Origin of the sequence: Citrobacter sp. Ce104, assembly GCF_030334595.1 — a bacterium.
Taxonomy (GTDB): domain Bacteria; phylum Pseudomonadota; class Gammaproteobacteria; order Enterobacterales; family Enterobacteriaceae; genus Citrobacter; species Citrobacter europaeus.
The window spans coordinates 172511-196663 of record NZ_JAOWDP010000065.1 but is presented as its reverse complement, the minus strand read 5'-3'; the positions used below and the strand labels follow the sequence as shown (position 1 = coordinate 196663).

General features: G+C 52.9%; 23 protein-coding genes. 10 read left to right on the top strand and 13 right to left on the bottom strand.

Annotated features, from left to right (window positions below; translation table 11 throughout):
- Nucleotides 1-24: 24 nt before the first annotated feature.
- Nucleotides 25-1836: a phosphogluconate dehydratase gene (edd, locus tag OGW16_RS15910; RefSeq protein ID WP_043016694.1), complete on the bottom strand. Its 1812-nt coding sequence runs from the start codon at nucleotides 1834-1836 to the stop codon at nucleotides 25-27.
- A 233-nt stretch (nucleotides 1837-2069) separates the two neighbouring features.
- Nucleotides 2070-3545 carry a glucose-6-phosphate dehydrogenase gene (gene zwf / locus OGW16_RS15905; protein WP_043016695.1) on the bottom strand — a complete coding sequence of 492 codons (1476 nt, stop codon included), beginning with the start codon at nucleotides 3543-3545 and terminating at the stop codon, nucleotides 2070-2072.
- A 368-nt stretch (nucleotides 3546-3913) separates the two neighbouring features.
- On the opposite strand from zwf, the gene OGW16_RS15900 reads away from it, so the two are divergent.
- On the top strand, nucleotides 3914-4783 hold the full coding sequence (locus tag OGW16_RS15900) for a MurR/RpiR family transcriptional regulator (RefSeq protein WP_043017934.1): 870 nt from the start codon (nucleotides 3914-3916) through the stop codon (nucleotides 4781-4783).
- A 118-nt stretch (nucleotides 4784-4901) separates the two neighbouring features.
- Nucleotides 4902-6344 carry a pyruvate kinase gene (gene pyk, locus OGW16_RS15895; protein WP_003034890.1) on the top strand — a complete coding sequence of 481 codons (1443 nt, stop codon included), beginning with the start codon at nucleotides 4902-4904 and terminating at the stop codon, nucleotides 6342-6344.
- A gap of 46 nt (nucleotides 6345-6390) precedes the next feature.
- On the opposite strand, the gene lpxM is transcribed toward pyk, so the two are convergent.
- From lpxM to znuA, 3 genes are all read right to left on the bottom strand, one after another.
- Complete coding sequence (lpxM, locus tag OGW16_RS15890; protein WP_075146017.1) at nucleotides 6391-7362, bottom strand: lauroyl-Kdo(2)-lipid IV(A) myristoyltransferase; 972 nt, start codon at nucleotides 7360-7362, stop codon at nucleotides 6391-6393.
- A gap of 119 nt (nucleotides 7363-7481) precedes the next feature.
- Entirely contained in the window at nucleotides 7482-8801 is a 1320-nt protein-coding gene (mepM, locus tag OGW16_RS15885) for a murein DD-endopeptidase MepM (protein WP_003833825.1), read from the bottom strand.
- Between the two features lie 15 nt (nucleotides 8802-8816).
- Entirely contained in the window at nucleotides 8817-9761 is a 945-nt protein-coding gene (gene znuA, locus OGW16_RS15880) for a zinc ABC transporter substrate-binding protein ZnuA (RefSeq protein ID WP_043017940.1), read from the bottom strand.
- A gap of 78 nt (nucleotides 9762-9839) precedes the next feature.
- On the opposite strand from znuA, the gene znuC reads away from it, so the two are divergent.
- Together znuC and znuB are read left to right on the top strand one after the other, a co-directional pair.
- Nucleotides 9840-10595 (top strand): zinc ABC transporter ATP-binding protein ZnuC, encoded by a 756-nt coding sequence (gene znuC, locus OGW16_RS15875; protein WP_047410527.1) that lies wholly within the window; start codon nucleotides 9840-9842, stop codon nucleotides 10593-10595.
- The gene (znuB, locus tag OGW16_RS15870; RefSeq protein ID WP_003034874.1) at nucleotides 10592-11377 is read left to right on the top strand and encodes a zinc ABC transporter permease subunit ZnuB; all 786 of its coding nucleotides are present in this window, start codon (nucleotides 10592-10594) and stop codon (nucleotides 11375-11377) included. Before znuC ends, znuB begins: the two co-directional genes overlap by 4 nt.
- A gap of 78 nt (nucleotides 11378-11455) precedes the next feature.
- Here znuB and ruvB read toward each other — a convergent pair whose 3' ends face one another.
- The 6 genes from ruvB to aspS form a co-directional block, all read right to left on the bottom strand.
- Nucleotides 11456-12466: a Holliday junction branch migration DNA helicase RuvB gene (gene ruvB, locus OGW16_RS15865; protein ID WP_043016726.1), complete on the bottom strand. Its 1011-nt coding sequence runs from the start codon at nucleotides 12464-12466 to the stop codon at nucleotides 11456-11458.
- Between the two features lie 8 nt (nucleotides 12467-12474).
- Nucleotides 12475-13086, bottom strand: a complete 612-nt coding sequence (ruvA, locus tag OGW16_RS15860) for a Holliday junction branch migration protein RuvA (RefSeq protein ID WP_043016727.1) — start codon at nucleotides 13084-13086, stop codon at nucleotides 12475-12477.
- An 80-nt stretch (nucleotides 13087-13166) separates the two neighbouring features.
- Complete coding sequence (gene ruvC, locus OGW16_RS15855) at nucleotides 13167-13688, bottom strand: crossover junction endodeoxyribonuclease RuvC (RefSeq protein WP_003034867.1); 522 nt, start codon at nucleotides 13686-13688, stop codon at nucleotides 13167-13169.
- 34 nt (nucleotides 13689-13722) lie between these two features.
- Complete coding sequence (locus OGW16_RS15850; RefSeq protein WP_003833836.1) at nucleotides 13723-14466, bottom strand: YebC/PmpR family DNA-binding transcriptional regulator; 744 nt, start codon at nucleotides 14464-14466, stop codon at nucleotides 13723-13725.
- 28 nt (nucleotides 14467-14494) lie between these two features.
- Entirely contained in the window at nucleotides 14495-14938 is a 444-nt protein-coding gene (gene nudB / locus OGW16_RS15845) for a dihydroneopterin triphosphate diphosphatase (RefSeq protein ID WP_043016728.1), read from the bottom strand.
- Nucleotide 14939: 1 nt separating this feature from the next.
- Nucleotides 14940-16712, bottom strand: a complete 1773-nt coding sequence (aspS, locus tag OGW16_RS15840) for an aspartate--tRNA ligase (protein ID WP_286518616.1) — start codon at nucleotides 16710-16712, stop codon at nucleotides 14940-14942.
- Nucleotides 16713-17000: 288 nt separating this feature from the next.
- On the opposite strand from aspS, the gene OGW16_RS15835 reads away from it, so the two are divergent.
- Genes OGW16_RS15835 through cmoB form a run of 5 tightly spaced genes read left to right on the top strand, consistent with a single transcriptional unit; the run spans nucleotide 17001 to nucleotide 20578 of the window.
- Nucleotides 17001-17567, top strand: coding sequence for a hydrolase (locus OGW16_RS15835; protein WP_043016730.1), 567 nt, complete (start codon nucleotides 17001-17003; stop codon nucleotides 17565-17567).
- The gene (locus tag OGW16_RS15830) at nucleotides 17564-18382 is read left to right on the top strand and encodes a DUF72 domain-containing protein (RefSeq protein ID WP_075146014.1); all 819 of its coding nucleotides are present in this window, start codon (nucleotides 17564-17566) and stop codon (nucleotides 18380-18382) included. The genes OGW16_RS15835 and OGW16_RS15830 overlap by 4 nt, the downstream gene beginning before the upstream one ends.
- Before the next feature lie 51 nt (nucleotides 18383-18433).
- The gene (locus OGW16_RS15825; RefSeq protein ID WP_003833847.1) at nucleotides 18434-18829 is read left to right on the top strand and encodes an MAPEG family protein; all 396 of its coding nucleotides are present in this window, start codon (nucleotides 18434-18436) and stop codon (nucleotides 18827-18829) included.
- A gap of 40 nt (nucleotides 18830-18869) precedes the next feature.
- Nucleotides 18870-19613 carry a carboxy-S-adenosyl-L-methionine synthase CmoA gene (gene cmoA / locus OGW16_RS15820; protein ID WP_043016732.1) on the top strand — a complete coding sequence of 248 codons (744 nt, stop codon included), beginning with the start codon at nucleotides 18870-18872 and terminating at the stop codon, nucleotides 19611-19613.
- Entirely contained in the window at nucleotides 19610-20578 is a 969-nt protein-coding gene (cmoB, locus tag OGW16_RS15815; protein WP_043016733.1) for a tRNA 5-methoxyuridine(34)/uridine 5-oxyacetic acid(34) synthase CmoB, read from the top strand. Before cmoA ends, cmoB begins: the two co-directional genes overlap by 4 nt.
- Before the next feature lie 178 nt (nucleotides 20579-20756).
- On the opposite strand, the gene cutC is transcribed toward cmoB, so the two are convergent.
- Both cutC and OGW16_RS15805 read right to left on the bottom strand, forming a co-directional pair.
- The gene (gene cutC, locus OGW16_RS15810; RefSeq protein ID WP_043016734.1) at nucleotides 20757-21503 is read right to left on the bottom strand and encodes a copper homeostasis protein CutC; all 747 of its coding nucleotides are present in this window, start codon (nucleotides 21501-21503) and stop codon (nucleotides 20757-20759) included.
- 2 nt (nucleotides 21504-21505) lie between these two features.
- Nucleotides 21506-22072: a VOC family protein gene (locus OGW16_RS15805; RefSeq protein WP_043016735.1), complete on the bottom strand. Its 567-nt coding sequence runs from the start codon at nucleotides 22070-22072 to the stop codon at nucleotides 21506-21508.
- Between the two features lie 238 nt (nucleotides 22073-22310).
- Between OGW16_RS15805 and argS the strand changes: the two genes are divergently transcribed.
- A complete protein-coding gene (gene argS, locus OGW16_RS15800) occupies nucleotides 22311-24044 on the top strand; it encodes an arginine--tRNA ligase (RefSeq protein ID WP_286518615.1) in 1734 nt (577 codons plus the stop codon).
- The last annotated feature ends 109 nt before the right edge of the window (nucleotides 24045-24153 follow it).

Genomic DNA, 24153 nt, shown 5'->3' with positions numbered 1-24153 from the left:
TCTCGCCTGATTACAAAATAAGTCTTAAAAAGTGATACAGGTTGCGCCCTGCTCCGCACCGGACAGCTTTTCACGCAACGCGCTGAACATTTCACGGCCTGTACCCACGCGCGATGCGCTGAGGTCAGGAATGTGAGGCTGACGAGAGGCAAGTTCCTCTTCATCAACCAGCAGCGTCAATTCACCTGTCTGTCCATTCACACGAATGATGTCGCCATCGCGTACTTTTGCCAGCAACCCGCCATCATAGGCTTCCGGGGTTACATGGATTGCTGAAGGCACTTTACCTGAAGCACCTGAAAGTCGTCCATCTGTAACTAACGCAATTTTGAAACAACGGTCCAATAATACACCAAGTGGCGGCATGAGTTTATGTAATTCTGGCATTCCGTTCGCTTTTGGTCCCTGATGGCGCACAACCACCACGCAATCCCGATCAAGCAGACCCGCATCGAAGGCCGGTAACACATCATGCTGACTTTCAAAAACGACTGCCGGTGCTTCAATTACCTGATTCTCTACCGGGACCGCCGACGTTTTCATCACTGCTCGACCAAGGTTTCCGCTCAGCACTTTGGTGCCGCCATGGTGGGAGAACGGTTGGTCAAAGGTGGCAATCACATTGCTGTCCAACGACTTCGCCGCCCCTTCACGCCAGTCCAGTTCACCCTCGTTGAGCCAGGGTTCCATGGTGTAACGTGATAAACCGAACCCGGCAACGGTGTTCACATCTTCATGCAGCAGACCCGCGTTAAGCAGTTCTCGCATTAGCACCGGCACACCACCCGCGGCCTGGAAGTGGTTAATATCTGCCGGACCATTCGGGTACAAACGCGCCATCAGCGGCACGATATCGGACAGATCGGAGAAGTCGTCCCAGTTAATCAGTATCCCGGCCGCACGCGCCATTGCTACCAGGTGCATCGTATGGTTAGTTGAGCCCCCGGTCGCCAGCAGCGCGACAATACCGTTCACCACCACTTTTTCATCAATCATCTTACCGATCGGCATCCATTCATTGCCGTTTCCAGTCAGGCGCGTGACCTGACGGGCTGCCGCCGCGGTCAGTGCTTCGCGTAATGGCGCATCCGGGTGCACGAATGAGGAGCCTGGCAGTTGCATCCCCATAAACTCCACCACCATCTGGTTGGTGTTCGCGGTGCCATAGAACGTACAGGTACCCGGTGCGTGATAAGACGCCGCTTCGGATTCAAGAAGCGCCATGCGATCGACTTTACCTTCAGCATACAGCTGACGGATACGCACTTTTTCTTTATTCGCCAGACCGCTCGCCATCGGACCGGAAGGAATAAAGATTGAAGGCAGATGACCAAATGACAGCGCCGCCATCACGAGGCCCGGGACAATTTTGTCGCACACGCCGAGGAACAACGCGCCGTCGAACATATTGTGGGAAAGGCCTACTGCAGCCGACATCGCAATCACTTCACGACTCAGCAGGGAAAGCTCCATCCCATCCTGGCCCTGGGTCACACCGTCGCACATGGCAGGCACACCGCCCGCAACCTGGCCTACAGCATTGGCTTCATGTAGCGCTTTACGAATGATGGTCGGATAGTGTTCATACGGCTGATGCGCGGAGAGCATGTCGTTATAGGAGGTAATGATCGCGATATTGTTACGCAGCATGCTTTTCAGCGAAGCCTTGTCGTCCGGCTGACACGCAGCAAAACCATGCGCCAGGTTACCGCATGCCAGCTGTGAGCGATGAACGGTAGTTGATTTCGCTTGTTCAATACGGGCGAGGTAGGCGGAACGTGTGTCACGAGAACGTTCGACGATACGTTGTGTTACGCGTAACAAATTCGGATTCATAGAGGCTCCTAAAATTTATCTGTCAGAGCGTTGGATCAACAATGTGTTTCAGTTGGGTTAAAAATGGCTGAATCGCTTGTTAGCCGCAGCTCAGGGGCAAAATCGTTTCAGGCAGTGTAATAAAAAAAGCCCCGCGGGTGAATCCACGCGGAGCTTAAAAGTGCAAAAATTATTCTACAATCTGTGTTAGATCATGTTACCGGTAAAATAACACCTATGGGCTAGATGATATTTTACTCAAACTCGTTCCAGGAACGACCATCACGGGTGATCATGGCCACAGAAGCAACCGGTCCCCAGGTGCCTGCCTGATACGGCTTCGGCGCGTCGTTGTCCATCGCCCATGCTTCGGTAATGGAGTCGACCCACTTCCATGCTTCTTCAACTTCATCACGGCGCACAAACAGCGCCTGAATGCCGCGCATCGTTTCAAGCAGCAGGCGCTCGTAGGCGTCGGCAAGGTGCGTCTGGTTGAAGGTTTCGGAATAGCTCAGATCAAGCTTGGTAATTTGCAGATTATGCTTGTGATCCAGACCCGGTACTTTGTTCAGTACCTGGATATCGACACCTTCATCAGGCTGCAAACGGATGGTCAGCTTGTTCTGCGGTAGATCCTGCCAGGACTCTCTGAACAGGTTCAGCTCAGGCGTTTTGAAGTAAACCACGACTTCAGAGCACTTCGTCGGCAAACGTTTACCGGTACGCAGGTAGAAAGGAACACCCGCCCAGCGCCAGTTATCGATATCCACACGGATCGCCACAAACGTTTCCGTGTTGCTGCTCTTGTTCGCGCCTTCTTCTTCCAGATATCCCGGAACTTTTTTGCCCTGGGCAAAACCGGCGGTGTACTGGCCGCGAACTGTTTTTTCCCGTACGTTCGAACGATCGATGCGACGCAGTGATTTCAGTACTTTCACTTTTTCATCACGGATGCTGTCAGCGCTCAGATCGGACGGTGGAGACATCGCGATCATGCACAGAATTTGCAGCAGGTGGTTCTGGATCATATCGCGCATTTGACCAGCCTGGTCAAAATAGCCCCAGCGCCCTTCAATACCCACCTCTTCCGCCACGGTAATTTCTACGTGATCGATAGTGCGGTTATCCCAGTTGTTCACAAACAGGGAGTTGGCAAAACGCAGTGCCAGCAGGTTCAGAACCGTCTCTTTGCCGAGATAGTGGTCGATGCGGTAAACCTGACACTCTTCGAAATACTCGCCAACCTGATCGTTGATTTCACGGGATGTTGCCAGTGACGTACCCAGCGGTTTTTCCATCACGACGCGGGCTGGTTTAGCATTCAGCTTTGCTTCACCCAGACCTTTGCAGATCGCGCCGAAGGTACTCGGCGGCATCGCAAAATAGTTGATGGTGGTACGCGATTTTTGATCCAGCATTTTGCCCAGACGTTTAAACGCGGCTGTGTCATTGACGTCCAGATTACAAAACTCCAGACGACCGCTGAGGGTCTCCCATAAACCTTCATCGATTTTTTCTTTCATGAAGGTTTCGAGCGCTTCGCGCACAACCTTGGTATAGGCTGCTTTGTCCCAGTCGGCACGCCCAACCCCAATGATGCGGGTTTCAGGGTTAATCTGTCCGGCCTTTTCCAGTTGATACAGGGAAGGCAGCAATTTTCGCCGCGCCAGGTCGCCCTTTGCGCCGAAAATGACCAGATCACATGCCTGGGCTGTTTGCGTTACCGCCATGTCATTCTCCTCAATTAAGTGCCTGGTGCTTTTGCCAGACACTGGTTGTAATTTTATTACACTGCACTGTACTGCTTTTACGTGAATCCGGAAACCGTAAACGCTTATCCAGCCGTGCTGTTACCGTGAACAGCCGCTTTATTACCATTTCCCGTCGCAAAATGGACAAAAAAGTCGTCTTTTTTCGTACCCATGAAGAAGTAAGAAAACCAGACTCTGATCATGTAATGAAAAAAAACAACAACTATTCTGTCCATTTTGCCCCGTTGCTGCATCAGCGGGGGTACTATCTATACACTGAATCAAGCCCCGGTTTCCCCATATCGCTGAAATCGTTTTTGCCCATGACCCATGAGTCTACCTACATCATGAATATGCTGGAAAAAATCCAGTTAAAACTGGAACAGTTGAGCAAGTCAGAGCGTAAAGTCGCCGACATTATTCTTGTCTCTCCCGAGCGAGCAATCCATTCAAGCATCGCCGCACTAGCTGTAGAAGCCAACGTCAGCGAGCCGACGGTGAACCGTTTCTGTCGCAGCATGGATACCCGTGGCTTTCCTGATTTTAAACTGCATTTGGCGCAAAGTCTGGCAAATGGCACCCCTTATGTTAATCGTAATGTGGATGAGGATGACAGCGTTGAATCTTACACAGGGAAAATCTTCGAATCAGCGATGGCAAGCCTCGATCACGTTCGCCAGTCGCTGGATAACGCGGCGGTAAATCGGGCGGTAGATTTATTAACCCAGGCGAAGAAAATTGCTTTCTTTGGCCTGGGTTCTTCGGCCGCGGTAGCGCATGACGCGATGAATAAATTTTTCCGCTTTAACGTACCGGTCATCTATTCCGACGATATTGTTCTGCAACGCATGAGTTGTATGAATTGTAGCGACGACGACGTCATTGTGCTTATTTCCCATACTGGAAGGACCAAAAGCCTGGTTGAACTGGCGCAGTTGGCGCGGGAAAACGACGCCATGGTTATCGCCCTCACCTCTCCCGGCACGCCGCTGGCGCGTGAAGCAACGCTGGCAATTACCCTCGATGTACCGGAAGATACTGACATTTATATGCCCATGGTCTCTCGACTTGCTCAACTGACCGTGATAGATGTGCTGGCTACAGGATTTACTTTGCGCCGTGGGGCAAAATTTAGAGATAACTTGAAGCGTGTCAAGGAAGCGCTCAAGGAATCGCGTTTTGATAAAGAATTACTCATCAAGAGTGATGACCGCTAAAAGCAATAACAATGTTCTACCCTTTTATCATCCGGGTCGTTCATTTACCGTTAATGTTTGAGAACGGCCGGATTAATGTTCACGCAACACCAAGTTGTTTCAGTCAACGGAGTATTACATGTCCAGAAGGCTTCGCAGAACCAAAATCGTAACCACGTTAGGCCCGGCAACTGACCGCGATAACAACCTTGAAAAGATTATCGCCGCGGGTGCAAACGTCGTACGTATGAACTTTTCTCACGGCTCTCCAGAAGATCACAAACTGCGGGCGGATAAGGTCCGTGAAATTGCCGCAAAACTGGGACGTCATGTCGCTATTTTGGGTGACCTGCAGGGACCTAAAATCCGCGTATCTACCTTTAAAGAAGGTAAAGTATTTCTTAATGTTGGCGACAAGTTCCTGTTAGACGCCAATCTCGGTAAAGGCGAAGGCGACAAAGAAAAAGTCGGTATTGATTATAAAGGTCTCCCTGCTGACGTCGTGCCAGGCGATATCCTGCTGCTCGATGATGGTCGCGTACAGCTTAAAGTGCTGGAAGTTCAGGGTATGAAGGTCTTCACCGAAGTTACCGTCGGTGGCCCGCTGTCTAACAATAAAGGCATAAACAAACTGGGCGGCGGTCTCTCTGCTGAAGCCCTGACCGAAAAAGACAAAGCTGACATCATCACCGCTGCGCAAATCAGCGTTGACTATCTGGCCGTCTCCTTCCCGCGCTGCGGCGAAGACCTGAACTATGCCCGCCGTCTGGCGCGCGACGCAGGTTGTGATGCGAAAATCGTCGCCAAAGTAGAGCGTGCTGAAGCCGTCTGCGACCAGAATGCGATGGATGACATCATTCTGGCTTCCGACGTGGTGATGGTCGCACGTGGCGACCTGGGCGTTGAAATTGGCGATCCTGAGCTGGTAGGTATTCAGAAAGCGTTGATTCGTCGCGCACGTCAGCTGAACCGTGCGGTTATTACCGCTACGCAGATGATGGAATCGATGATCACCAACCCAATGCCAACCCGTGCGGAAGTAATGGACGTGGCCAACGCCGTTCTCGACGGCACCGATGCCGTCATGCTCTCTGCTGAAACAGCAGCAGGTCAGTACCCGGCAGAAACCGTCGCGGCCATGGCGCGCGTCTGTCTGGGCGCCGAGAAAATCCCGAGCATCAACGTTTCTAAACACCGCCTTGACGTGCAGTTTGATAACGTTGAAGAAGCGATTGCCATGTCAGCGATGTATGCCGCTAACCACCTGAAAGGGGTCACCGCTATCATCGCAATGACAGAGTCCGGTCGTACTGCGCTGATGACGTCTCGTATCAGTTCCGGCCTGCCAATTTTCGCGATGTCTCGTCATGAACGTACGCTGAATCTGACCTCTCTGTATCGCGGCGTCACCCCGGTTCACTTTGACAGCGAAACAGATGGCGTCGTTGCCGCCAATGAAGCAGTGAACCTGCTGCGAGATAAAGGCTATCTGGTTTCCGGTGATCTGGTGATTGTGACCCAGGGCGATGTGATGAGCACCATTGGCTCAACCAACACCACGCGAATTCTGACCGTCGAGTAACGCCAACGTTTGATGTAAAAAAGCCTCTCGTTTGAGAGGCTTTTTTTTATTTCTTCGGATAGAGATCTTTACGCTTATAGGGCTCAATTTCACCAGGCTTACGCGTCTTAAGCAGTTTCAGAATCCAGGTGTATTGCTCAAGGTGCGGCGTCACAAAGATTTCCACCTCTTCGTTCATTCGTCTGGCAATGGTGTGGTCATCCGCCGTCAGGATGTCATCCATCGGAGGACGGACCTGAATCGTCAGACGGTGCGTTTTCCCATCATAGACCGGGAACAGCGGTACCACGCGGGCGTGACAGACCTTCATCAAGCGACCAATTGCCGGTAACGTTGCTTTATAGGTAGCAAAAAAATCGACAAACTCACTGTGCTCAGGACCATGGTCCTGATCCGGCAGGTAGTATCCCCAATATCCCTGACGGACAGACTGAATAAACGGTTTGATGCCGTCATTACGCGCATGTAATCGACCACCGAAACGACGGCGCACCGTGTTCCACACATAATCGAATACCGGGTTCCCCTGATTGTGGAACATCGCTGCCATTTTCTGTCCCTGGGAAGCCATCAACATCGCCGGGATATCTACGCCCCAGCCATGAGGAACGAGAAAAATCACTTTTTCATCGTTGCGACGCATCTCTTCGATGATTTCCAGACCCTGCCAGTCAACCCGGTTCTGAATTTTTTCCGGACCACGTATGGCGAGTTCCGCCATCATCACCATTGCCTGAGGCGCAGTCGCAAACATGTCATCGACAATGGCTTCGCGCTCAGCTTCGCTACGTTCAGGAAAACACAGGGATAAATTGATCAGCGCTCTGCGACGTGAGCTTTTGCCCAATCGTCCGGCCAGGCGTCCGAGCTTTGCCAGAACAGGATCGCGAAATGATGCCGGCGTTAACGCAATCCCTGCTATCGCCGCCACGCCCAGCCAGGCGCCCCAGTAGCGCGGATAGCGAAATGATTTATTAAACTCAGGGATATACTCAATATTCTTTTTTTTCGTTTCCATGCTCTTCCAGTGTCTGGTGCGGCGAAAAGTAGATCTGCTGATAGTGTAGCGGCGCACGATGCGCCGTACAAAATAAAAAAGCCGGCACGCATAGCGTACCGGCTTTATCAGTGTGCTAATTAATCAAAACGTAGCTGAGGCATAACTTCTTTCACCTGCGCCAGGTAATCGGTGCGATCCGAGCCGGTCAGACCTTCTGTGCGCGGCAGTTTCGCCGTCAGAGGGTTAACAGCCTGCTGGTTGATCCAAACTTCATAATGCAAATGCGGACCCGTTGAACGACCGGTATTGCCTGACAGCGCGATACGATCGCCACGTTTCACTTTTTGTCCTGGTTTGACCAGCAGCTTACGCAGGTGCATATAACGCGTGGTGTAGGTGCGACCATGACGTACCGCAACATAGTATCCGGCTGCGCCGCTGCGCTTCGCTACCACTACTTCGCCATCCCCCACCGACAACACCGGCGTGCCTTGCGGCATCGCAAAGTCGACACCTTTGTGCGGTGCAACGCGTCCGGTCACCGGGTTCAGGCGACGCGGATTAAAGTTTGAGGAGATGCGGAACTGCTTCGCCGTCGGGAAACGCATAAAGCCTTTCGCCAGCCCGGTACCGTTACGGTCATAGAACTTACCGTCTTCAGCACGGATAGCGTAATAGTCTTTGCCCTCAGAGCGCAAACGTACGCCCAGCAGTTGGCTTTGCTCACGCTTGCCGTCCAGCATTTCGCGAGACATCAGCACCGAGAACTCATCGCCCTTTTTCAGTTTGCGGAAATCCATCTGCCACTGCATGGCCTTAATCACCGCGCTGATTTCAGAGCTGGTGAGTCCGGCTTCTTTGGCGCTGGCGACGAAGCTTCCGCCCACGGTGCCTTTGATTCGGCTGTTAACCCAATCTCCCTGCTGCATTTCGCTGCTCATCTTGAAACCCGTCGCGGTGCGATCGTAAGTACGGGTTTCTCGGCGAGACACTTCCCAGGTCAGGCGCTGCAGGTCACCTTCCGCGCTTAACGTCCAGGAAAGTTGCTGACCAATTTTCAGGTTACGCAGTTCCTTATCGGAAGCAGCGAGCTGGCTGATATCGCCCATATCGATGCCGTACTGATTAAGAATACTGCTCAGCGTATCGCCCGTGGAGACGACATATTCATGCACGCCAGCCTCACCAGACGTTTTGTCATCCAGTTCATCCTGTGGGATAGCTTCGTCTTCCTGAGCGGCCTGATCGATAGGTTCGCTGGCCTCTGGCAACAGTGAACGAATCTCGCTTTTTTCCAGCTCGATAGTTTTAACGATAGGTGCGGAATCGGGATGGTAAACATAAGGCCGCCAGACGGCGACGGCCAATGTCAGTACGGTAAGCGACCCCAGCATAACGCGATGGGGTCGCGGCAGATTATTAAATGCCAGAGCGACAGAGCGGGCTATCTGTTGCACGTATTCACTTCCTCATTAATCTCCTTTCAGGCAGCTCGCATACTGGTTGGCTAATTGGTTTAAAAACGCTGAATAGCTTGTTTTACCCAGTTTGATATTCGTACCGAGCGGATCCAACGTTCCCATTCGAACGGATGTCCCTCTCGCGACGGCTTCAACGACCGCTGGCCTGAACTGTGGCTCAGCAAAAACGCAGGTTGCTTTTTGCTCAACCAACTGTGTTCTTATTTCATGTAAACGCTGCGCACCAGGTTGAATCTCAGGGTTCACGGTAAAGTGACCAAGCGGTGTTAGTCCGTAGTGTTTCTCGTAGTAGCCATAGGCGTCATGAAAAACGAAATAACCTTTTCCCTTGAGCGGTGCGAGCTCGTTACCTACCTGCTTATCGGTTGCGGCTAATTGTGCCTCAAAATCCTTCAGGTTGGCGTCAAGTTTGGCTCGACTTTGCGGCATAAGTTCCACTAATTTTTCATGGATTGCAACCGCTGAGGCCCGCGCTATCTCTGGGGAAAGCCAAAGATGCATGTTGTAATCGCCGTGATGGTGATGCTCGTCACTTTTTTCACTGCCAGCATCATTGTGTCCATGATCGTCGTCGTCGTCATCCGCACCTTTCATGAGTAACGGTTTCACGTCATTGAGCTGCGCAATCGTTACCTGTTTCGCGTTAGGAATATTCTTGACTGATTTTTCCATAAACGCTTCCATCTCAGGTCCGATCCAAACGACTAAGTCCGCGCCCTGTAAGCGTTTTACGTCTGAAGGACGCAATGAGTAATCGTGTTCGGAAGCCCCGTCGGGCAGCAGAACCTGGGTGTCAGTGACCCCGTCAGCAATGGCTGAAGCAATAAACCCCAGCGGCTTAAGAGAAGCAACGACAGCGGCATTTGCTGCCTGTGTTGCACTACCCCAAAGAGCAGCGGATAATGCTGCGAAAAGAAGCGTATTTTTATGTAACATAATGCGACCAATCATCGTAATGAATGTAAGAAATGTGATATTATAACATTCTATAACTTCTGCAAGACTAAAATTGATATGACGACTTTGGTTTCACTGGAAAATGTCTCGGTCTCTTATGGTCAACGCCGCGTCCTCTCTGACGTTTCGCTTGAACTTCGACCCGGTAAAATATTAACGCTACTCGGCCCAAACGGTGCCGGGAAATCTACGCTGGTGCGCGTTGTATTAGGCCTGGTAGCGGCTGATGAGGGAGTTATCAAGCGTAATGGTCAATTGCGGATCGGCTATGTGCCGCAAAAACTGTACCTCGATACTACGCTTCCGCTGACGGTAAGCCGGTTTATGCGTTTACGTCCCGGCACCAAAAAAGAGGATATCCTCCCGGCACTGAAACGCGTTCAGGCCGGGCATCTGATGAATGCGCCGATGCAAAAACTCTCCGGCGGAGAAACGCAACGCGTGCTGTTGGCCCGTGCTTTATTGAATAGACCTCAGCTACTGGTACTTGATGAGCCAACCCAGGGTGTGGATGTCAATGGGCAGGTTGCACTGTACGATCTTATCGACCAGTTGCGACGTGAACTGGATTGCGCCGTACTGATGGTTTCCCATGACCTGCATCTGGTGATGGCAAAAACCGATGAAGTACTGTGTCTGAACCATCATATTTGTTGTTCTGGTGCGCCGGAAGTGGTTTCTATGCACCCGGAATTCATCTCAATGTTCGGGCAACGTGGTGCCGAACAACTCGGAATTTACCGTCATAATCATAATCACCGCCACGATTTACAGGGTCGTATCGTCTTACGCCGGGGAAATGGTCACTCATGATTGAATTGTTATTACCCGGTTGGTTAGCCGGGATCATGCTGGCCTGTGCCGCTGGCCCACTCGGCTCGTTTGTGGTCTGGCGTCGAATGTCTTACTTCGGTGATACGCTGGCTCACGCTTCGCTGCTGGGCGTCGCCTTCGGCCTGCTGTTGGATGTAAACCCCTTCTATGCGGTCATCGCCGTCACTTTGTTGCTGGCTGGCGGTCTGGTATGGCTGGAGAAGCGCCCTCACCTCGCGATCGATACCTTACTGGGCATTATGGCCCACAGTGCGCTGTCATTGGGGTTGGTTGTCGTTAGCCTGATGTCTAACATCCGTGTGGATCTGATGGCCTACCTGTTTGGTGATTTGCTTGCCGTGACGCCAGAAGATCTTATCTCTATCGCCATTGGCGTGGTTATCGTTCTGGCGATTTTGTTCTGGCAGTGGCGCAACCTGCTGTCGATGACCATCAGCCCGGATCTGGCATTTGTCGATGGCGTGAAACTGCAACGCGTCAAGCTACTGCTGATGCTGGTTACGGCGTTAACTATTGGCGTGGCGATGAAGTTTGTCGGGGCGCTGATCATCACCTCGCTGCTGATCATCCCCGCGGCGACCGCCCGCCGCTTTGCCCGTACGCCGGAGCAGATGGCAGGGGTTGCCGTTGGTGTGGGAATGATAGCGGTTACAGGCGGACTGACCTTCTCGGCCTTCTATGACACCCCGGCAGGTCCTTCCGTAGTGCTGTGTGCTGCGCTGTTGTTTATCTTCAGCATGATGAAAAAGCAGGCAAGCTAAACGTGGGTTGCCCGGTGGCGCTGCGCTTACCGGGCATACAAAATCGCCCAGGCCTGATGAGCGTAGCGACATCAGGCACTAAGGCATCTCTGGCGGCGTAATGCCAAAATGGTTCCATGCGCGCACCGTTGCCATTCTTCCGCGCGGCGTACGCTGCAAAAAACCTTGCTGAATCAGATACGGCTCCAGCACGTCCTCAATGGTTTCACGCTCTTCCCCAATCGCCGCCGCCAGGTTATCCAGGCCAACCGGTCCGCCGAAGAATTTATCGATAACCGCCAGTAGTAGCTTACGGTCCATATAATCGAATCCTTCCGCATCCACATTGAGCATATCCAGTGCCTGAGCGGCGATGTCTGCTGAAATTGTGCCGTCATGCTTCACTTCGGCGAAATCGCGTACCCGGCGTAACAAACGGTTGGCAATACGCGGCGTACCGCGGGCCCGACGCGCCACTTCCAGCGCGCCTTCATCGCTCATTTCCAGCCCCATATAGCGTGCGCTGCGCCCAACAATATGCTGCAGGTCAGCCACCTGATAGAACTCCAGGCGCTGCACAATACCGAAGCGGTCACGCAGCGGAGAGGTTAACGACCCGGCACGCGTGGTCGCCCCAATGAGCGTAAACGGTGGCAGATCGATCTTGATCGAACGTGCAGCCGGCCCTTCGCCAATCATGATATCCAGCTGATAATCCTCCATCGCCGGATACAGCACCTCTTCCACCACCGGTGACAGGCGATGGATTTCATCGATAAACAGCACATCGTGGGGTTCAAGGTTGGTCAGCATTGCCGCCAGATCGCCCGCTTTTTCCAGTACCGGACCGGAAGTGGTGCGCAGATTAACGCCCATTTCATTGGCCACAATATTGGCAAGCGTGGTTTTACCCAGACCTGGAGGACCGAAAATCAGCAGGTGATCGAGAGCGTCACCGCGCAGCTTCGCCGCCTGGATAAAAATCTCCATCTGCGAACGTACCTGAGGCTGGCCAATATACTCTTCCAGTAATTTAGGACGGATCGCACGATCCACCAAATCTTCAGGGGTAGTGCTGACAGCCGAAATCAGGCGATCTGCTTCAATCATCCTTTACCTCACAATGCCGCGCGAAGCGCTTCACGAATCAGGGTTTCACTGCTGGCATCAGGGCGGGCAATCTTGCTCACCATGCGGCTGGCTTCCTGTGGTTTATAGCCCAACGCCACCAGCGCAGCAACCGCTTCCTGCTCGGCGTCGTCCGTTGTCGGACTAGCCGGAGAGGTCAGGACCAGATCCGCTGCCGGGGTAAAGAGGTCGCCATGCAGACCTTTAAAGCGGTCTTTCATTTCAACAATCAAACGTTCTGCGGTTTTCTTACCAATGCCCGGTAATTTCACCAGCGCGCCAAGTTCTTCACGCTCAACGGCATTAACGAACTGCTGTGCAGACATACCAGAGAGGATTGCCAGCGCCAGCTTCGGCCCCACGCCGTTGGTTTTAATTAACTCTTTAAACAGCGTACGTTCTTGCTTGTTGTTAAAGCCATACAACAACTGAGCGTCTTCACGCACCACAAAATGGGTGAAGATAATCGCTTCCTGCCCGGCTTCCGGCAACTCGTAGAAACAGGTCATCGGCATATGCACTTCATAGCCTACCCCGCCCGTCTCCAGAAGAACCAGCGGGGGTTGTTTTTCAAGAATGATGCCTCTGAGTCTGCCTATCACATGACGCTCCTGCGTTAAGGGCTAAAAGGTAATGCGCTATCATAAAAAAAGGCTGGATAGATATCCAGCCTCATTTGTCACTAACGTAACCGACCTCGCGCCAGATTCAGCCTCGACTCGCTCATTTGCATGGCGTTCTGGCTGACGTGACAGTGGGTAATGGCAATCGCCAGCGCATCCGCGGCATCTGCCTGCGGGTTTGCCGGAAGTTTTAGCAGCGTGCGCACCATATGCTGAACCTGGCTTTTTTCCGCGCTACCGATACCCACCACGGTCTGTTTTACCTGGCGGGCCGCGTATTCAAAGACCGGAAGATCCTGATTGGTCGCCGCAACGATTGCCACGCCACGCGCCTGCCCCAGCTTTAGCGCCGAATCGGCGTTCTTCGCCATAAAGACCTGCTCAATGGCAAAATAGTCCGGTTGAAACTGGGTGATGATTTCCGTCACGCCCGCATAAATCAACTTCAGACGGGACGGCAGATCGTCGACTTTGGTACGAATACAACCGCTGCCGAGGTAGGTCAGCTGTCTGCCGACCTGACGGATTACGCCATAACCGGTGATGCGCGACCCCGGGTCAATGCCGAGAATAATAGACATCACGCACCTCCAGTCAGGTTACGGCACAGCCACCTCATTCTAAGGTCGCTGCCACCTCGTCAGAGATTTCACCGTTGTGGTAAACTTCCTGCACGTCGTCGCAGTCTTCCAGCATATCGATCAGACGCATCAGCTTAGGCGCTGTTTCTGCATCCATATCCGCTTTGGTGGATGGAATCATCGACACTTCAGCCGCGTCCGCTTTCAGACCTGCCGCTTCCAGCGCATCACGCACTTTGCCCATCTCTTCCCACGCGGTGTAAACATCAATCGCGCCGTCGTCGAAGGTCACAACGTCTTCAGCGCCTGCTTCCAGCGCAGCTTCCATGATGGCGTCTTCGTCGCCTTGTTCAAAGGAGATCACGCCTTTTTTGCTGAACAGGTAAGCTACGGAACCGTCAGTACCGAGGTTACCGCCCGTTTTCGTGAATGCGTGACGCACTTCCGCAACGGTACGGTTACGGTTGTCAGACAGACATTCAATCATAACGGCTGTACCGCCAGGACCGTAACCTTCATAGATGATGGTTTCCATGTTGGAATCTTCATCACCGCCCACGCCGCGCGCGATTGCACGGTTCAGGGTGTCACGGGTCATGTTGTTAGCCAGCGCTTTATCAACCGCTGCACGCAGACGCGGGTTAGCATCCGGATCGCCGCCGCCGAGTTTAGCCGCCGTCACCAGCTCACGAATGATTTTGGTGAAAATTTTACCGCGTTTAGCATCCTGCGCTGCTTTACGATGTCTGGTGTTGGCCCATTTACTATGACCTGCCATAAATAATATCTCCAAAAAGCGCGCCTTTTCAGGCGACGTTAATTACAAACTCTTCAATCGCCTGCCGGTTACTCCACGACTTGGTTAACTGAGCGGCTTCAGCCGCATTAACCCAACGATAGGTCAGATGTTCGGTGAACACGATCTCTCGTTCTGAGGGAAGTGCCAGGCAAAACCAGGATTCAGTATTACGCTCAACTCCCGGCGCATAGCGATGACGTAAATGGCTAAAAATCTCGAACTCCACCGTGCGCTGACAGTCAATTAAGGTCAGTTGCTCAGACGCAACATCAATGGCGACCTCTTCCTTTACTTCGCGCATCGCGGCTTGCGACGCGGTTTCACCCTCTTCAAGGCTGCCGGTGACCGACTGCCAGAAATCAGGATCGTCGCGTCGCTGTAACATCAGCACTCTCCCGGTGTCCTTTGCATAAATCACGACTAACACCGAGACAGGCTGTTTGTATGTCATATCAGTTATTCTCGGCCTTCTTAACAACCTGAATGCTCAGTTCCGCCAGCGCTGCTTCGTTGGCAAAGCTCGGCGCTTCAGTCATCAGACACGCTGCAGCCGTGGTTTTCGGGAAAGCAATAACGTCACGAATGTTGTCAGTACCGGTCAGCAGCATAGTCAGACGATCCAGACCAAACGCCAGGCCCGCATGCGGCGGTGTACCGTATTTTAGCGCATCCAGCAGGAAGCCGAATTTCTCGCGCTGCTCTTGCTCGTTAATGCCCAGAATACCGAATACGGTCTGCTGCATATCACCGTTGTGAATACGCACGGAACCACCGCCCACTTCATAGCCGTTAATGACCATATCGTACGCGTTGGCAACCGCCTCTTCCGGCGCAGCTTTCAGCTCAGCGGCAGTCATATCTTTCGGCGCGGTGAACGGGTGGTGCATTGCGGTCAGGCCGCCTTCACCATCGTCTTCAAACATCGGGAAGTCGATAACCCAAAGCGGCGCCCATTTGGCTTCGTCAGTAATGCTCAGGTCTTTACCCAGTTTCAGACGCAGCGCGCCCATCGCGTCGGCAACGACTTTCTTGTTGTCAGCACCGAAGAAAATCATGTCGCCGTCTTGCGCACCGGTACGCGCCAGAATCGCTTCCACGATTTCTGCGTTCAGGAACTTAGCAACCGGGCTGGTGATACCTTCCAGGCCTTTCGCACGCTCGGTGACTTTGATGTAAGCCAGACCTTTCGCGCCGTAAATCTTGATAAAGTTACCGTAATCGTCAATTTGCTTACGGCTCAGTGCAGCACCGCCCGGTACACGCAGGGCAGCCACGCGGCCTTTCGGATCGTTCGCCGGACCAGAGAACACCGCGAACTCAACGCCTTTAACCAGATCGGCAACGTCAACCAGCTCCATCGGGTTACGCAGGTCTGGTTTATCGGAACCGTAACGACGCTCGGCTTCGGCAAAAGTCATGATCGGGAAATCACCCAGATCCACACCTTTAACTTCCAGCCACAGATTGCGTACCAGTGCTTCCATCACTTCACGCACCTGCGGTGCGGTCATGAAGGAAGTCTCAACGTCGATCTGGGTAAATTCAGGCTGACGGTCAGCACGTAAGTCTTCATCACGGAAGCATTTTACGATCTGATAATAGCGGTCAAAACCCGACATCATCAGCAGCTGTTTAAACAGCTGAGGAGACTGCGGCAGCGCGTAAAACTTACCTTTATGTACGCGAGAAGGTACCAGGTAATCGCGTGCGCCTTCCGGCGTCGCTTTGGTCAGCATCGGCGTTTCGATGTCGAGGAAGCCGTGGTCGTCCATAAAACGACGCACCAGGCTGGTAATTTTGGCACGCATTTTCAGGCGTTGCGCCATTTCAGGACGACGCAGATCCAAATAGCGATACTTCAGGCGCGCTTCTTCGGTGTTGACGTGGTTTGAGTCAAGCGGCAGCGAGTCTGAACGGTTGATGATGGTCAGATCGGAGGCCAGTACTTCAATTTCGCCCGTCGCCATATCGGCGTTAACGTTTTTCGCATCACGCGCACGCACGGTGCCCGTAACCTGGATGCAGAACTCATTACGCAGTTCGGAGGCCAGCTTTAACGCGTCCGCACGGTCCGGATCGAAAAATACCTGCACGATACCTTCGCGGTCGCGCATATCGATAAAGATCAGGCTACCAAGATCACGACGACGGTTGACCCAACCACACAGAGTCACCTGCTGCCCCTCGTGGGACAGACGTAGCTGTCCGCAATATTCTGTACGCATGAGATATCCCTTAACTTTGCCGCAGGCGGATTGTCACCTGTCTCGCAGGTGACGAAGTCGCAGCTTTAGCTGAATGTCACAACTGAATGAAAAAAGGCGGCTATTATACTGGAAATTCTGCCGCACGATAAGAGCCTACTGGGATAGACTCTTAGTCCGGTACTGACTGTACGCCTGTTTCCTGGACGGGCATTGCGTAATCTCACAAAAAATAACAAAAATTGTCGCCCCTTTCACACTGATTCGCGATTAAGGTGTAACGGAAATCTATTTTTTACTGGAGTGACCATGCTGGAACTGAACGCAAAAACAACCGCCCTTGTCGTGATTGACTTACAGGAAGGGATCCTGTCTTTCGCTGGCGGGCCTCATACGGCACACGATGTGGTTACCCGCGCCGCGCAGTTGGCGGAAAAATTCCGTGCCCACGGTTCCCCGGTAGTAATGGTGCGCGTCGGCTGGTCTGACGATTACGCCGAAGCGCTGAAACAACCGGTAGATGCTCAGACTCCGGCAAAAGCGTTGCCCGAAAACTGGTGGGATTACCCGACGGCTCTGGGAAAATGCGCCAGCGATCTCGAAGTCACCAAACGCCAGTGGGGCGCGTTTTACGGTACCGATTTGGAACTACAGCTGCGTCGTCGGGGCATTGATACTATCGTCTTGTGCGGCATATCCACAAACATTGGCGTAGAGTCGACGGCGCGAAATGCGTGGGAGTTGGGTTTTAATCTGATTGTTGCAGAAGACGCCTGTAGCGCCGCCAGCGCCGATCAGCACCGGGGCAGCATGACGCATATTTTCCCGCGTATCGCACGCGTACGCAGCGTGGACGAGATCCTGCAAGCGCTATGATTTATATCGGTTTACCCCAGTGGTCGCATCCTAAATGGGTGCGTCTGGGGATCTCAAACCTTGAAGAGTATGCCCGCCACTTTAACTGTGTGGAGGGCAACACCACGCTGTACGCGCTGCCAAAAGCGGACATTGTTGCCCGCTGGCATGCACAGACCACCGATGCATTTCGATTTTGCTTTAAGTTTCCGGCCACCATTTCGCATCAGGCCGCGCTGCGTAATTGCGATGACCTGGTACAGGAGTTTTTCACGCGCATGTCGCCGCTGGAATCGCGCATTGGACAATACTGGCTGCAATTACCCGCGACTTTTGGTCCGCGTGACCTGCCTGCCCTGTGGCAGTTTCTCGATGCGCTCCCCAAAGCCTTTACCTACGGTGTGGAAGTTCGCCATCCAGACTTCTTTGCCAAGGGCGAAGCCGAGCTGCTATTTAATCGGGGCTTACACGAGCGTGGCGTAAACCGGGTAATTCTGGACAGCCGCCCGGTGCATGCCGCAATCCCGCATACTGAAGCGATACGTGACGCCCAGCGCAAGAAGCCAAAGGTGCCGGTACATGCAGTAGTGACGGCAAACCATCCGATGGTACGCTTTATCGGCAGCGATGATATGGCACAAAATAGCGAGCTTTTTGCCGTCTGGCTGACCAAGCTGTCGCGATGGCAACACACCACGACGCCGTATCTTTTTTTGCATACGCCGGACATCGCACAGGCCCCGGAGCTTGTAGACACGCTATGGGCAGATTTACGTAACGTCCTGCCAGAGATCGGATCAGCACCGTCTATTCCACAGCAATCTTCTCTTTTCTGAAATTGCCACCTATCATAGACAGTGCCATCTGCCATTTTAAAGGGAGTTTGTATGGTAAGCGCGCTTTATGCCGTATTGGGTGCGTTATTGTTAATAAAGTTCTCCTTTGACGTCGTTCGCCTGCGCATGCAATACCGCGTTGCCTATGGCGACGGAGGTTTTAGCGAACTGCAAAGCGCTATCCGCATTCACGGTAATGCGGTGGAATATATTCCCGTCGCGTTAGTGTTGCTGTTATTTATGGAAATGAACGGCGCAGAGACGTGGATGGTGCATATTTGCGGGCTGATGTTGATTGCCGGACGACTGATGCATTATTACGGATTTCACCACCGGCTCTTCCGCTGGCGCCGTTCAGGCATGAGCGCAACCTGGTGTTCGCTGTTGCTAATGGTGCTGGCGAATCTTTGGTATATGCCCTGGGAGTTGGTTTTCTCCCTGCATTAGCGCACAATACGCCACTTTATTTTTCCCGGATTTTTACGTTATGTCTCACCGCGACACGCTTTTTTCTGCGCCTATCGCCAGTCTGGGTGACTGGACCTTTGATGAACGGGTAGCTGAAGTCTTCCCGGATATGATCCAGCGTTCCGTTCCTGGTTATTCCAATATCATTTCTATGATTGGTATGCTGGCCGAACGTTTCGTACAACCCAACACGCAGGTCTACGATCTGGGCTGCTCTCTGGGCGCGGCGACGCTCTCGGTGCGTCGCAATATTCATCACGAGAATTGCAAAATTATTGCTGTCGATAACTCTCCGGCGATGGTTGAGCGCTGCCGTCGTCATATTGACGCCTATAAGGCACCGACCCCGGTTGAGGTTGTCGAAGGCGATATCCGCAACATTACTATCGAAAACGCCTCGATGGTGGTGCTGAATTTTACCCTGCAATTCCTTGAGCCACCTGAGCGCCAGGCGTTGTTGGATAAGATTTATCAGGGGCTGAATCCCGGCGGCGCGCTGGTTCTTTCTGAAAAATTCAGTTTCGAAGACGCTAACGTTGGCGAGCTGCTGTTCAACATGCACCACGACTTCAAACGGGCAAATGGCTATAGCGAACTGGAAATCAGCCAGAAGCGCAGCATGCTGGAGAACGTGATGCTGACCGACTCGGTCGAAACGCACAAAGCGCGACTGCATCAGGCTGGTTTCGAGCACAGCGAATTGTGGTTCCAGTGCTTCAACTTTGGTTCTCTGGTGGCGCTGAAAGCTGGGGTAAGCGCATGATCGACTTTGGTAACTTTTATCAGCTGATTGCCAAAAACCATCTCTCCCATTGGCTGGAAACGCTTCCGGCGCAAATCGCTACCTGGCAGCGCGATCAGCACGGCTTGTTTAAGCAGTGGTCAAACGCCGTCGAGTTTCTGCCCGAGCTAACGCCGCATCGCCTGGACTTACTTCATAGCGTTACAGCAGAAAGCAAAGAGCCGCTCAGCGAAGGTCAACTCAAACGTATCGACACTCTGATGCGTAACCTGATGCCATGGCGTAAAGGACCGTACTCGCTGTACGGCGTCAATATTGACACCGAGTGGCGATCGGACTGGAAGTGGGATCGCGTTCTGCCGCACTTGTCTGACCTCACTGGCCGTACCATTCTTGATGTCGGCTGCGGCAGTGGTTATCACATGTGGCGCATGATTGGCGCGGGGGCGCATCTGGCGGTTGGTATCGATCCTACGCAACTGTTTCTATGCCAGTTTGAGGCGGTGCGTAAACTGCTGGGCAATGACCAGCGCGCTCATCTGCTGCCGCTGGGCATTGAACAGCTTCCAGCGCTCAACGCCTTTGATACCGTATTCTCCATGGGAGTGCTTTATCACCGACGTTCACCGCTGGAACACCTGTGGCAGTTGAAGGATCAACTGGTTAAAGATGGTGAACTGGTGCTGGAAACGCTGGTCGTCGAAGGTGATGAAAATACCGTACTGGTTCCGGGCGACCGCTACGCGCAGATGCGTAATGTCTACTTTATTCCATCTGCGCTGGCGCTAAAAAACTGGCTGGAAAAATGCGGTTTTGTTGATGTGCGTATCGCCGATGTCTGCGTCACCACTACCGAAGAACAGCGCCGCACCGAATGGATGATAACCGAGTCGCTGGCCGACTTCCTCGACCCGAACGACCACAGCAAAACGGTGGAAGGCTACCCCGCCCCATTACGCGCGGTATTGATTGCGCGTAAGCCGTGATGGATTGCCGGATGACCGTTACGTATAGCACCGTTTCTCCAAAATAGTTCAAGTTGCAGCAAGGCGGCCAACGCTGCTGCGGCTTGAAATATGAAGGATAAAAAAAGGCCCCTGTTGAATTGGCAGGGGCCTGGTACGAGCAAGCATCATATTGGGCGACATGATGCAACGGTAAAAATCAGCTGGCCTGATGGTGTGCAATGATTGCTTTCATTTCCGCAACCGCCGCCCCGTCTACCGCATAGCGTGAATATTCATCCGCCTGCGTATCCGAAGACATCGACAACCCCGAATTGCGATAACGCATTGGTGAAGCCAGCCATACTCCGGCAGAACTGTGGACTTCCTGCACTCCAGCATTAAGGAACAGGGACAAATTCGAGGCGCGAACCCCCGCTCCGGCCATAATGATTGGAGCATCCGCCTGCGCAATAAGTTCCATTATTTTTGTTAAACCTTGCGCCGCATCTGATTTTTGCCCGGAAGTCAGCACTCTGGCGATGCCCAAATCAGCTAATTTTTTTAGCGCATTGAGTGGGTTAGCACACATATCAAAGGCACGATGAAAAGTGACTTGCAGTGAACCGGCGGCGATCATTATTTTCTCCATGCGCGGCATATCGACATCGCCATCCGCATTTAAAATGCCAGTTACCAGCCCTGAGAACCCCAGTTCCCGGACCATCGCGATATCATCCAGCATTGCAGCGAATTCACCGTCGGTATAGCAAAAGTCGCCTCCACGCGGTCGTATAATGGGATTGACGGGAATCGAAACATGCTGGCGAACAGAACGCAGGACGCCCAGAGACGGCGTTAAGCCGCCTTCTTTAGGTGCTGCGCAAAGCTCAATGCGATCCGCGCCGTTTTGCTGCGCCGTACGCGCGCACTCCATGCTGTAACAGCAGATTTCCAGTAAAGCCATGCTCACTCCTGACGTTCGCTTGCCACTATGGTTTCAATCGACCACGGATGAAATTTTATCGTTACGCTGCCATCGCTGACCGCCAGCGTCGGATTCGGTAAACGTTCGCGCTCGCCTTTTGGCGAGCTGGTTTTTACAAATATGCCCGGCTGGCTCAGACCGTGATCTGAAAGCAGCGCCAGCGCTCTGGCGTTCAGCGTTTGTGCCTCACCCGGCAGAACAATTTCAATATGTTCCCAGCCTTCATGCGGATAGCGTTTTTCGCCCGGCCACGGCAGTTCAACGATGGAAAATTGCCAATGTTGCACACAAACCGGCTCATACAGCTTAAAAAGACAAATAGGTCTGCCGTTAATCATGTTTTCTGACAGCAATTCACCGCACTGTTCAAAGCCACGACGCCAGCGCTCTGCGGTGGTATTTTGGTGGCAACGCAAGGAAATGTGGTCGGCTTCCAGCCCTGAAATATCCAGCCCAAGACGGGTGGAAAGTTCCGTTAATGCCTGCGTGAAATGCGGTAAATCTGCAGAAATATCCTGTAGTTCTGCAACGGTCTGCCAGTTCGCCATATTAAAAGCTCATATCTATGTTCAAAGCCGCTAATTTACTCTGTTGCGCTGCGCCATCCAACCGCTGTTTTCTTCGAACGTAACATGAAGACTAAAACGTCATTGCATTGACTGAATTTTAGACTGCGCACGCGACTCGCAGTGCTGACGGCAACGGGCATTTGCAGTATACTCCCGCCCTTAATTCTTAAACTGGTGCGGTGAATTTTTCCCCGCTTCATAAATGTAAGGTATTCCGGTGAATATTCAGGCTCTTCTCTCAGAAAAAGTCAGTCAGGCCATGATTGCTGCAGGCGCGCCTGCAGATTGCGAACCACAGGTTCGTCAGTCAGCAAAAGTACAGTTCGGCGACTATCAGGCTAATGGCATGATGGCTGTCGCTAAAAAACTGGGTATGGCGCCGCGACAACTGGCTGAGCAGGTGCTGACTCATCTGGATCTCAACGGGATCGCCAGCAAAGTTGAAATTGCCGGCCCGGGCTTTATCAATATTTTTCTCGATCCGGCATTTCTGGCGCAGCACGTTCAGCAGGCGCTGGCCTCCGATCGTCTGGGCGTCACTCAACCGGCGAAACAAACCGTTGTTGTTGATTATTCCGCACCTAACGTAGCGAAAGAGATGCACGTTGGTCACCTGCGTTCCACCATCATCGGTGATGCTGCGGTGCGTACGCTGGAGTTCCTCGGCCACAAGGTTATCCGCGCCAACCACGTCGGCGACTGGGGTACTCAGTTCGGTATGCTTATCGCGTGGCTGGAAAAACAGCAGCAGGAGAATGCCGGAGAGATGGCGCTGGCTGACCTGGAAGGTTTCTATCGTGATGCGAAAAAACACTACGATGAAGATGAAGCCTTCGCAGAACGCGCTCGTAGTTATGTCGTGAAGCTGCAAGGCGGCGATGAATACTTCCGTGAGATGTGGCGCAAACTGGTCGACATTACCATGTCGCAAAACCAGTTAACCTACGATCGCCTCAACGTTACCCTGACCCGTGACGATGTAATGGGCGAAAGCCTGTACAACCCAATGCTGCCTGGCATCGTGGCCGATCTCAAAGCTAAAGGCCTGGCTGTTGAAAGCGAAGGCGCTACCGTCGTATTCCTTGATGAGTATAAGAACAAGGAAGGCGAACCGATGGGCGTAATCATTCAGAAGAAAGATGGCGGCTATCTCTACACCACAACCGACATCGCCTGCGCCAAGTATCGTTATGAAACGCTGCATGCCGATCGCGTACTTTATTACATCGACTCCCGTCAGCATCAGCACTTAATGCAGGCCTGGACCATCGTGCGTAAGGCCGGTTATGTGCCGGACTCCGTACCGCTGGAACACCACATGTTCGGTATGATGCTGGGCAAAGACGGCAAGCCGTTCAAAACCCGCGCGGGCGGCACGGTTAAACTGGCCGATCTGCTGGATGAAGCGCTGGAGCGCGCACGTCGTCTGGTCGCTGAGAAGAATCCGGACATGCCTGCCGACGAGCTGGAAAAACTGGCAAATGCGGTCGGTATCGGCGCGGTGAAATATGCTGACCTGTCCAAAAACCGTACTACCGACTACATCTTCGACTGGGACAACATGCTGGCGTTCGAAGGTAACACCGCACCCTATATGCAGTACGCCTATACCCGCGTACTGTCCGTGTTCCGTAAAGCAGATATCGACGAAAGCGCGCTGGCAAATGCGCAGGTGATTATCAGCGAAGATCGCGAAGCCCAACTGGCTGCGCGTCTGCTGCAGTTTGAAGAAACGCTGACCGTCGTTGCACGTGAAGGTACGCCGCACGTGATGTGTGCTTACCTGTACGACGTTGCCGGTCTGTTCTCCGGCTTCTACGAGCACTGCCCTATCCTCAGTGCCGAAAACGAAGAGATTCGTAACAGCCGACTGAAACTGGCACTGCTGACGGCGAAAACCCTGAAGCTGGGTCTGGATACGCTGGGTATCGAAACCGTAGAACGTATGTAATCATCTCCAGTACGGTGAAAGCCCGCGCTATGTCGCGGGCTTTTTTATTTCCCGTGACCGCTATCCAGCCTACGATAAACGGCTACGTGCACTGTAATTTGTTACAACC

What these genes read in the sequence shown, in the direction of transcription:
- cmoA (WP_043016732.1), top strand. Translation starts at nt 18,870, where the DNA reads ATGTCTCACCGCGACACGCTTTTTTCTGCGCCTATCGCCAGTCTGGGT.
- OGW16_RS15825 (WP_003833847.1), top strand. Translation starts at nt 18,434, where the DNA reads ATGGTAAGCGCGCTTTATGCCGTATTGGGTGCGTTATTGTTAATAAAG.
- OGW16_RS15805 (WP_043016735.1), bottom strand. Translation starts at nt 22,072, where the DNA reads ATGGCGAACTGGCAGACCGTTGCAGAACTACAGGATATTTCTGCAGAT.
- znuA (WP_043017940.1), bottom strand. Translation starts at nt 9,761, where the DNA reads ATGTTACATAAAAATACGCTTCTTTTCGCAGCATTATCCGCTGCTCTT.
- OGW16_RS15900 (WP_043017934.1), top strand. Translation starts at nt 3,914, where the DNA reads ATGAATATGCTGGAAAAAATCCAGTTAAAACTGGAACAGTTGAGCAAG.
- znuB (WP_003034874.1), top strand. Translation starts at nt 10,592, where the DNA reads ATGATTGAATTGTTATTACCCGGTTGGTTAGCCGGGATCATGCTGGCC.
- ruvC (WP_003034867.1), bottom strand. Translation starts at nt 13,688, where the DNA reads ATGTCTATTATTCTCGGCATTGACCCGGGGTCGCGCATCACCGGTTAT.
- cutC (WP_043016734.1), bottom strand. Translation starts at nt 21,503, where the DNA reads ATGGCTTTACTGGAAATCTGCTGTTACAGCATGGAGTGCGCGCGTACG.
- znuC (WP_047410527.1), top strand. Translation starts at nt 9,840, where the DNA reads ATGACGACTTTGGTTTCACTGGAAAATGTCTCGGTCTCTTATGGTCAA.
- OGW16_RS15835 (WP_043016730.1), top strand. Translation starts at nt 17,001, where the DNA reads ATGCTGGAACTGAACGCAAAAACAACCGCCCTTGTCGTGATTGACTTA.
- OGW16_RS15830 (WP_075146014.1), top strand. Translation starts at nt 17,564, where the DNA reads ATGATTTATATCGGTTTACCCCAGTGGTCGCATCCTAAATGGGTGCGT.
- zwf (WP_043016695.1), bottom strand. Translation starts at nt 3,545, where the DNA reads ATGGCGGTAACGCAAACAGCCCAGGCATGTGATCTGGTCATTTTCGGC.
- edd (WP_043016694.1), bottom strand. Translation starts at nt 1,836, where the DNA reads ATGAATCCGAATTTGTTACGCGTAACACAACGTATCGTCGAACGTTCT.
- pyk (WP_003034890.1), top strand. Translation starts at nt 4,902, where the DNA reads ATGTCCAGAAGGCTTCGCAGAACCAAAATCGTAACCACGTTAGGCCCG.
- lpxM (WP_075146017.1), bottom strand. Translation starts at nt 7,362, where the DNA reads ATGGAAACGAAAAAAAAGAATATTGAGTATATCCCTGAGTTTAATAAA.
- aspS (WP_286518616.1), bottom strand. Translation starts at nt 16,712, where the DNA reads ATGCGTACAGAATATTGCGGACAGCTACGTCTGTCCCACGAGGGGCAG.
- cmoB (WP_043016733.1), top strand. Translation starts at nt 19,610, where the DNA reads ATGATCGACTTTGGTAACTTTTATCAGCTGATTGCCAAAAACCATCTC.
- ruvB (WP_043016726.1), bottom strand. Translation starts at nt 12,466, where the DNA reads ATGATTGAAGCAGATCGCCTGATTTCGGCTGTCAGCACTACCCCTGAA.
- nudB (WP_043016728.1), bottom strand. Translation starts at nt 14,938, where the DNA reads ATGACATACAAACAGCCTGTCTCGGTGTTAGTCGTGATTTATGCAAAG.
- OGW16_RS15850 (WP_003833836.1), bottom strand. Translation starts at nt 14,466, where the DNA reads ATGGCAGGTCATAGTAAATGGGCCAACACCAGACATCGTAAAGCAGCG.